Raw genomic sequence first — 8,098 nt, 5'->3', positions numbered from 1 at the left:
GTTCGGCGGCGCGGCCGAAGGCGCGGGCGGCGTGCAGGGCGGACGCCTCGGCGACCGACGGCGTCCCGACCTCGGCCCGGACGACGTCGGAGGGGTTCGGGACGTCCTCGGCGGCGAGGGCGTCGGCCGGGTAGGTGACGACGTCCCAGCCGCGCTCGCGGGCGGCGTCCAAAATGCCCTGCTCGTCGGCCTTGAGGTCGATCGTCGCGAGGGCGCGGACCGACTCGGGGGCGAGGCCGGCCTCGGCGAGGGTCTCGTCGATGAGGCGGCCGACCTCGGCGGACGAGACGCCGCGTGCCGAGCCGACCCCGACGACCAGCGACGGCGGCCGGTACACCAGGCGGTTGCCGAACCAGCCCTCGTGGCACATGCAGACCGGCTCGTCCCGGTCGGTGACCAGGATGCCGGTGGCGGCGTCCGGCGCGTCCGGGGAGACGTTGGGCGGGAGGGCGGGCAGCGGCCAGGCGTCCGCGCCCTCCAGCAGCACCGGCTCGCCGGACAGCACGGCCGCGCCGACGTGCGCGAGCAGTTCCGGGTTGTGGACCTTGAAGCCGAGGTCGCGGCCGTAGGAGTCGAGCGCCGGGACGCTCGCGCCGTCGCTCGCCGTGGTGATCACCGGCTGCGTGCCGAGGACGCCGGTCAGCCGCGCGGCCAGCAGGTTCGCGCCGTGGTGGCCGCCGAGGACGGCCACGGCGAACCGCATCGACTCGTCCACGCAGACGACGGCCGGGTCCTCGGTCTTGTGGCCGAGCAGGGGCGCGAGGACGCGGACGGTCGCGCCGACGGCGAGGAACGACACGACGGCGTCGCAGGTCCGCCACGCCTCGCGCAGCGCGTCGGCGGGTCGGCCCTCGGCCAGCACGCGGACCTCGCCTGGCCAGGCGGCGGCGAGGGAGGCGGCGGCCGTCCGGCCGCTCGCGGTGGCCGCGATCACCCCGATCACAAGGCGCTCCCAGGTAGTTCGGTGACGGGCCGCCGGGGCGGCGGCTCCGGCGGATGGACGGTCGCGGGGTCCCGTTCGCCCCAGACGACGTGGACGGGGTTGGCGGCGGCGAGGCGGTGCACGCCTCCCGGCAGCGGGGACAGCCGGTTGGCCTGGAGCTGGACGGCCTGGACGGCGAACCCCTCGGCGGCCAGCGCGTCCATGGACGGGCGGACGCGTTCGATGGCGGCGAGCGTGACGACGACGGACCGCAGGGCCCGCTCCGCGCACGCGCGCACGACATCGGGTCCGCCGCCGCCGACGAACACGGCGTCCGGATCGGGGAGGTGGCTGAGGACATCGGGGGCCGTCCCCCGGGAGACCGCGACCTTCACCTCGTGCGCGCGCACGTTGGCGCGGATGCGTTCGCAGGACGCCTCGTCCTTCTCGACGGCCACGACGGCCGCGCCGAAGCGGGCGCACTCGATCGCCACCGAGCCGCTGCCCGCGCCGATGTCCCACACCATGTCGCCCACGCGCGGGCCGAGCTTGGCCAGGACGAACGCCCGGACCTCGGCCTTGGTGACGAGGGAGTCGCGGTGCGCGAAGGCGTCCTCGGGGAGGGCCCAGACGGCCGGTCCGGCGCGTCCGCCCGCGAGCCAGCCCTTCGCGCCGACCGCACGGCGGGTGTCCAGGACGAGCACGACGTTCGGGTCGTTCCACGGACGGGTGGACGCCTCGGCCGGACGGACGTGCACGACCCGCTCGTCCGGCCCGCCGAGGTTCTCGCACACGACGAACGTGCGCGGGGTCTGCGGGAACAGCTCGCGGGCCAGCTCGGCGGGCCCCGAACCAGGGCCGGTCAGGACGGCGACCTTGGGATGCGCGCGGCACGCGTTCACGGCCCGGCGCAGTTCGCGCCCCTGCTCGGACGCCCCCGGCGCGGACCCCCTTGGCGTGGCGACGCCGTGAGCGGAGACGATGAGCGCGTCGTCCCAGGGGAGGCCCGCCCGCGCGAACGCCTGCGCGACCGACGACAGGGCGGGCAGGACGCGCGGCTCGTGCCCGCGTTCGCGCAGCGCCCGAACGATCCCGAAGAAGCCCGGATCACCGCTGGCCAGCACGACGACGTCGCCGGACGCGTCGCCGACGGCGTCCAACGCGGCGGAGACGTCACCCATGACGACCGTCCGCGCGGACGCGGGAACGGCCACGGACGCCAGGTGCCGCGCGCCCCCGGCGACCAGCTCGGCGGCGGCCAGCAGGGCGGGGAGGCCGGGCGGGGGCGGGCCGCCGTCCAGGCCCACGACAGTGATCATCTGGATCTCGCCATCCGGCCGAACATGCCGACCATCCGCTCCCCGGTGAAGTCGACCAGGACGACCTGCGCCGCGATCGGGCTCGTCTCCGTCCCGGCCTGCTCGGCGGCGAACCGCTCCAGGACGTCCGCGACGCGCCGGCACAGCTCGCGGCCGCACGGTCCGAGGACCCCGGCGGCCTCCCAGAGCTCGTAGGCGTGCCGGCCGGTGTTGGCGACGGCGACCTCGGCGGCCAGCTCCGCGTTCCCGGTGATGTCGCGGGTGAGGTCGCCGAGCAGGGCGGTGTCCACCTTCGAGCGGGTGTAGTGCGTCATCAGGATCCCGGCGGCGAGCTTGGTCAGCTTGCCCGCCATCCCGACGAACACCACCTGCGTGATCCCGTGCTCGACGGCCCGCCGGACCGCCGCGCCGGTGAAGTCGCCGACCTCCACGAAGCACACCTCGGGCAGCTTCGGCAGCATCTTCATGGCGCCCTTCTCGGTGCGCCCGCCCGTGCACAGCACGAGCGTCCTCTCGCCCTGCGCGGACATCACCGACACGGCCTGCTCGACGCTCGCGCGCCACGACGCCGTGGAGAACGGGCGGACGATGCCGGTCGTCCCGAGGATCGAGATGCCGCCGAGGATTCCGAGCCGCTTGTTGGTCGTCTTGCGCGCCATCCGCTCCCCGTCGGGGACGGACACGACCACGCGGACACCGCGTCCGGACGCCGGGTCGGTGCACTCCTCCGGCCCGGGCGGCCCCTCGAACACCGCGTCGTGCAGCGCCTCGGCGACGGCCTGCGTGATCATGGCGCGCGGGACGGGGTTGATCGCCGGGCCGCCGAGCTCCAGCCCGAGGCCCGGCCGGGTGACGACGCCGACGCCCTCGCCGCCGTCCAGCTCCAGGCCCGGCTCGTCCCGCCAGGACACGTCGGCGGTGATGTGCGCGCCGTGCGTGACGTCGGGGTCGTCCCCGGCGTCCTTGACGACGACCGCGCGCGCCCGCCCGCGCTCGCCGTCCGTCGCCGTCTCCTCGATCTTGAAGGTCACGCGGTTGCCGGAGGGCAGCGCGATCTCCACGTAGCCGGGCAGCTCCTCGCCGCGCAGCAGCAGGGTCGCGGCCTTGGCGGCGGCGGTCGCGCAGGAGCCGGTCGTCCAGCCGGTGCGCAGCGCCTTCTGCCGGACCTTCATCGTGCGGGGAAGGTCCGGTTCGCGCAGCTCCCGCCCGGCCGGCCGGTCGTCGTCGGGCCGGTCGTCGTCGGGGCGTTCGTCAGCGTCGGTCATGGTGGTCCTCGTCGGTCGTCGGGGTCAGGACGACCGACGAGCCTCTCGGAGAGAGCGGCGCGCGGCGGGCTCGGCGCGCCGGAAACCGTGGAAGTGGCCGGGGTGGTAGAGGTGCGAGCGGGTCCCGCCCGCCGCCAGGGCGGGGCCGACCAGCACGAGCGTGTGCTTCCACAGCTTGTGCGCCTTCACCGTCGCCGACAGCTCGCCCAGCGCGCACCGGACGATCAGCTCGTCCGGCCAGCTGCACTGGTAGGCGACGACGCAGGGCGTGTCCTCGGGGTAGCCGCCCTCGACCAGCTCGTCCTGGAGCTGCCCGGAGCGCGCCGCCGACAGGAACAGCGCCATCGTCGTCCCGTGCCGGGCGAACTCGCGGACCTCCTCGCCCGGCGGCATCGGCGTCTTGCCGCCGCCGAGCCGGGTCAGCACCACCGACTGCGCGACCTCCGGGATCGTCAGCTCGCGCCCGACCGCCGCCGCGACCGCGCTGAAGCTGGACACGCCGGGGACGACCTCGGTGTCCAGGCCCATCTCCACGCACCGGTCGAGCTGCTCCTGCAGCGCTCCCCACAGCGCGGGGTCGCCGGAGTGGATGCGCGCGACCGTCAGCCCCTCGGCGAGGGCCCGCTCGTAGTACGGCAGGACGCCTTCCATCGGGAGCTGCGCGGAGTCCACGATTTCGGCGTCCTCGCGCGCGTGCACGAGGACGTCCGGGTGGACGAGCGAGGCCGCCCAGATCACCACGTCGGCGTCCGCGATGGCCTTGGCCGCGCGGAACGTCAGCAGATCGGCCGCGCCGGGGCCGGCCCCGACGAACAGGACGCGTCCGCCGGGTGCGCGGCCGGCACTCGCGGCGGGGTCGGAAGTTCCGGGGGTTCCGGGGGTCACAGCTTGCCTCCTCGGCTGGTCCGGCGGCCCGGAACGATCAGGGTGGAGAGGTAGGGGACGGGGCCGTCGAGCGCGGCGGCCGGCCCGATCTCCTCGCCGGGCAGGCCGAGCCTGGCCCCGTAGACGGCGTCGCCCAGCCGCCCGCTGTCCTTGAGCGCCGCCGCCACCTCGGACGCCACGGACCCGAACTTGTACGCCACGACGGTCTCGCCGGTCGCGAGCGCCGCGCGGAAGCCGTCGATCCCGGCGGTCAGCGGGACGAGCGCCACCGACTCGCCGCCCTCGGCGAGGACGGTGCCGGAGCGGGCGGCGAGATCCTGCATCGCGGTGATGCCGGGGACGGTCTCGACCACGGCGTCCGGGCGTCCGGTGCGGACGCTCTGCGCCAGGTAGGTGAAGGTGGAGTACACGTTCGGGTCGCCGATCGTGGCGAACACGACCGTCCGCGCGCCCTTCTCGAACGCCTCCAGGACACGCGCGGCGGCCGCGTCCCAGGCGGCGGCGCGCTTCGCGGTGACACCGCCCCGGTCGTTGAGCGCGAACACGACGCGCTCGGCCTTGGCGGTGTACTCCCGGACGATCGACTCGGCGCGGCCCGGCTCGTCCAGCGCGAGGACCGGGACGAGCACGACGTCCGCCTCCTGCAGCAGCCGGACGGCCTTGGCCGTGACCAGCTCCGGATCGCCCGGCCCGACGCCGACGCCGACGAGCCGCAGCGGGCCGTCCTCGACCGCGTCGGTGGCGAGGCGGGAGAACATCAGCAGGTCCTCGTGCCGGCCCGCGCCGCGCTGGACGCCCTCGCGCCGGAACCCGGCCTTCTCCGCGACGCGCACGGACGCGATGTTGTCGGTGAGCGTGCGCAGCTCGACCCGGTGCAGGCCGCAGTCGCCGAGCGCCCAGTCGCAGGCCAGGCGCAGCGCCTCGGTGGCGTGGCCCCGGCCGCGCGCGTCCGCGCGCAGCGCGTACCCGACCTCGCAGGTGTCGTGCAGGGCGTCCACCCGGAACAGGCCGAGGAAGCCGACCAGCGTGTCGGTCTCGCGGTCGGCGATCGCCAGGTGCACCGAGACCGCGTGCCGCTGGCCGTTCGGCACCGCCACGGTCAGCCAGTGCGCGAGCGCCTCGGCGTCGTGCACGCCGTGCAGGGTCTGCGGCAGGATCTCCGGCTCGTCGCGGACGATCTCGACCAGCGCCTCGGCGTCGTCCAGGCTGAGCTGCCGGAGGATCGTCCGGTCGGCCGCGAGCCGGACCGGACGTTGGAAGACACTCTCGTTCATCGGGCGGCGGCCTCCACGAGACGGCGGGCGGAATCGGGTGATCCTGCCCAGTGAAGATGCAGGTAGGAGGCGACGCAACCGCCCTGGACGAATCCGGCCGGTCCGGCCTTGTCCCACTGCCAGGCGGCGGTCGCGCCGTGTGCGGGGTCGGTGGCCGTGCGGTGGAACTCGTGGCCGTGGAGACGCTCGCCCGCGCGCGCGACCACCGAGTCGGACACGGCGACGGCCGCCCGGTAGCCGAGCGTGAGCCGCGGGGTCATCGTCGCTGTCACGCCGCGCAGGACGCCGCACATCGGCTTGCCGTCCAGGTCGTCCGCGAGGTAGAGGAGCCCGGCGCACTCGGCGTAGAGCGGCCCGGCGAAGGCGGCGATCTCCTTGCGGAGCGGTTCGTTCGCCGACAGGTCCGCCGCGTACACCTCGGGGAAGCCGCCGCCGATCACGACGGCGCGGGTGCCGGGCGGCAGGTGCTCGTCGCGCAGGGGGTCGAACCGGACGACCTCCGCCCCGGCCGCCGCGAGCAGCTCCTCGTTCTCGGCGTAGCCGAAGGTGAACGCCGCTCCCCCGGCGACCGCGACCCGCGCCCGCGCCGCCTCCGCGAAAGGCGGAGACCAGGGCTCTTCGCGCAGGTCGGGGGCCGAACGGGCGAGCGCCATGAGCGCGTCCAGGTCGCAGTGCGCCGCGACGAGCCCGCCCAGCCGCCGGACGGTCTCGACCGCCTCGGCGTGCCGCTCCGCCGCCGGGACCAGCCCGAGGTGCCGGGACGGCTTGGCGATGTCGTCCGTCCTCGGCAGCGCGCCGAGCACCGGGACGCCCGTCTCCTCGATCGCGTCCCGGCACAGCGCGGCATGCGCCTCCGACCCGACCCGGTTGAGGATGACGCCACCGAACCGGACGTCGCCGAACGACCGGAAGCCGTGCACGGTCGCGGCGACCGAACGGCTCGCCGCCGACGCGTCCACGACCAGCACGACGGGCGCGTCGATCAGCGTCGCGACGTGCGCGGTCGAGGCGAAGTCGCCGCCGGACGCCCCGCCGGGCCCGGCCTTCGCCGCGCCGTCGAACAGCCCCATGACGCCCTCGACGACGGCCACGTCCGCGCCGCGCGCGCCGTGCAGCAGCAGCGGCGGGACCAGCGCCTCCGAGGTCAGCCACGGGTCGAGGTTGCGGCCCGGACGGCCGGTCGCGAGGCCGTGGTAGCCGGGGTCGATGTAGTCCGGCCCGACCTTGTGCGGCGAGACGGCGAGGCCCCGGGCGGCGAGCGCCGCCATCAGGCCGGTCGCGACGGTCGTCTTCCCGCTCCCCGACGCGGGCGCGGCCACGACCAGCCGGGGAAGCGCTACCACTCGATGCCCCTCTGCCCCTTCTGGCCCCGGTCCATCGGATGCTTGACCTTGGCCATCTCGGTCACCAGGTCGGCCGCCTCCAGCAGGCGCGGGTCGGCGTCGCGCCCGGTGACGACCACGTGCTGGTGGCCCGGCCGGTCCGCGAGGGTCGCGACGACGTCGTCCACGTCCACCCATCCCCACTTCATCGGATAGGTGAACTCGTCCAGGACGTACAGCCGGTAGGTCTCGGCGGCCAGGTCGCGCTTGATCTGCTCCCAGCCCTCGCGGGCGTCGGCGGCGTGGTCGGCGTCCGAGCCGGGGCGCTGGATCCACGACCAGCCCTCGCCCATCTTGTTCCAGGTGACCGTCCCGCCCTCGCCGCTCTCGCCGAGGACGCGCAGCGCGGCCTCCTCGCCGATGCGCCACTTCGCGGACTTCACGAACTGGAAGACCCCGATCGGCCAGCCCTGGTTCCAGGCGCGCAGCGCGAGCCCGAACGCGGCGGTGGACTTCCCCTTGCCGGGACCGGTGTGCACGACCAGCAGCGGGCGGTTCCGGCGCTCGCGCGTGGTGAGGCCGTCCGCCGGAACGTACTCGGGCTTTCCCTGCGGCATCGTCAGGCCACCTTCCGCACGTCCCGGACGACCCCGGCGAGGGAGTCGGCGCCGAGTTCCTCCAGCCGGACGACCTCGCCGCCCAGCCGCTCCCCGAGCCGTCCGGCGAGGCCGAGCCGGACCGGCCCGGACTCGCAGTCCACGACCACCGACGCCACGTCCGCGAGCAGCGCGGCGGCACGCTCCGGGTCGCCGCCGTACGTCGCCCGGCCGTCGGTCACGACCACCAGCAGCGGGCGGCGCGCCGGGTCGCGCAGCCGCTCGACGCGCAGCACCTCGGCGGCGCGCAGCAGTCCGGCGGCGAGCGGTGTGCGGCCCCCGGTCGGCAGCCGCTCCAGCCGCCGCGCGCCCGCGTCCACCGACGAGGTGGGCGGCAGCGCCAGCTCGGCCGACGCGCCCCGGAAGGTGATCAGGCCGACCTTGTCGCGGCGCTGGTAGGCGTCCAGGAGCAGGCTGAGCACCGCGCCCTTGACCGCGCGCATCCGCCGGCGGGC

Annotated in this window: 8 protein-coding genes; all 8 read right to left on the bottom strand. The window is 75.5% G+C overall.

The genetic code is table 11. The annotated features are described in order from the left end of the window. On the bottom strand, positions 1 to 943 hold a 943-nt coding region (locus AB0J52_RS18680; protein ID WP_500182850.1), incomplete at its 3' end, for a cobalt-precorrin 5A hydrolase. After that, positions 940 to 2,241 carry a precorrin-6y C5,15-methyltransferase (decarboxylating) subunit CbiE gene (gene cbiE, locus AB0J52_RS18675; RefSeq protein ID WP_500182849.1) on the bottom strand — a complete coding sequence of 434 codons (1,302 nt, stop codon included), beginning with the start codon at positions 2,239 to 2,241 and terminating at the stop codon, positions 940 to 942. The genes cbiE and AB0J52_RS18680, both read right to left, overlap by 4 nt. Then, the gene (locus tag AB0J52_RS18670; protein WP_500182848.1) at positions 2,238 to 3,506 is read right to left on the bottom strand and encodes a cobalt-precorrin-5B (C(1))-methyltransferase; all 1,269 of its coding nucleotides are present in this window, start codon (positions 3,504 to 3,506) and stop codon (positions 2,238 to 2,240) included. The genes cbiE and AB0J52_RS18670 overlap by 4 nt, the downstream gene beginning before the upstream one ends. 24 nt (positions 3,507 to 3,530) lie before the next feature. Next, positions 3,531 to 4,391, bottom strand: coding sequence for a precorrin-4 C(11)-methyltransferase (gene cobM, locus AB0J52_RS18665; RefSeq protein ID WP_500182847.1), 861 nt, complete (start codon positions 4,389 to 4,391; stop codon positions 3,531 to 3,533). Beyond that, positions 4,388 to 5,665: a precorrin-2 C(20)-methyltransferase gene (gene cobI / locus AB0J52_RS18660; RefSeq protein ID WP_500182846.1), complete on the bottom strand. Its 1,278-nt coding sequence runs from the start codon at positions 5,663 to 5,665 to the stop codon at positions 4,388 to 4,390. The genes cobM and cobI overlap by 4 nt, the downstream gene beginning before the upstream one ends. Beyond that, positions 5,662 to 6,990, bottom strand: coding sequence for a cobyrinic acid a,c-diamide synthase CobB (locus AB0J52_RS18655; RefSeq protein WP_500182851.1), 1,329 nt, complete (start codon positions 6,988 to 6,990; stop codon positions 5,662 to 5,664). Before AB0J52_RS18655 ends, cobI begins: the two co-directional genes overlap by 4 nt. Before the next feature lie 11 nt (positions 6,991 to 7,001). Continuing rightward, positions 7,002 to 7,604 (bottom strand): cob(I)yrinic acid a,c-diamide adenosyltransferase, encoded by a 603-nt coding sequence (gene cobO / locus AB0J52_RS18650; protein ID WP_500182845.1) that lies wholly within the window; start codon positions 7,602 to 7,604, stop codon positions 7,002 to 7,004. A 2-nt stretch (positions 7,605 to 7,606) separates the two neighbouring features. After that, positions 7,607 to 8,098 (bottom strand): vWA domain-containing protein (locus AB0J52_RS18645; RefSeq protein ID WP_500182844.1); only part of this gene is annotated, 492 nt, incomplete at its 5' end.

The sequence above is a fragment of the Spirillospora sp. NPDC049652 genome (assembly GCF_040675125.1).
Taxonomy (GTDB): Bacteria; Actinomycetota; Actinomycetes; order Streptosporangiales; family Streptosporangiaceae; genus Spirillospora.
Note: the sequence above shows the minus strand (reverse complement) of the source record. Positions and strands in the feature narration are given on the sequence as shown.

What these genes read in the sequence shown, in the direction of transcription:
- cbiE (WP_500182849.1), bottom strand. Translation starts at nt 2,241, where the DNA reads ATGATCACTGTCGTGGGCCTGGACGGCGGCCCGCCCCCGCCCGGCCTC.
- AB0J52_RS18670 (WP_500182848.1), bottom strand. Translation starts at nt 3,506, where the DNA reads ATGACCGACGCTGACGAACGCCCCGACGACGACCGGCCCGACGACGAC.
- cobI (WP_500182846.1), bottom strand. Translation starts at nt 5,665, where the DNA reads ATGAACGAGAGTGTCTTCCAACGTCCGGTCCGGCTCGCGGCCGACCGG.
- cobO (WP_500182845.1), bottom strand. Translation starts at nt 7,604, where the DNA reads ATGCCGCAGGGAAAGCCCGAGTACGTTCCGGCGGACGGCCTCACCACG.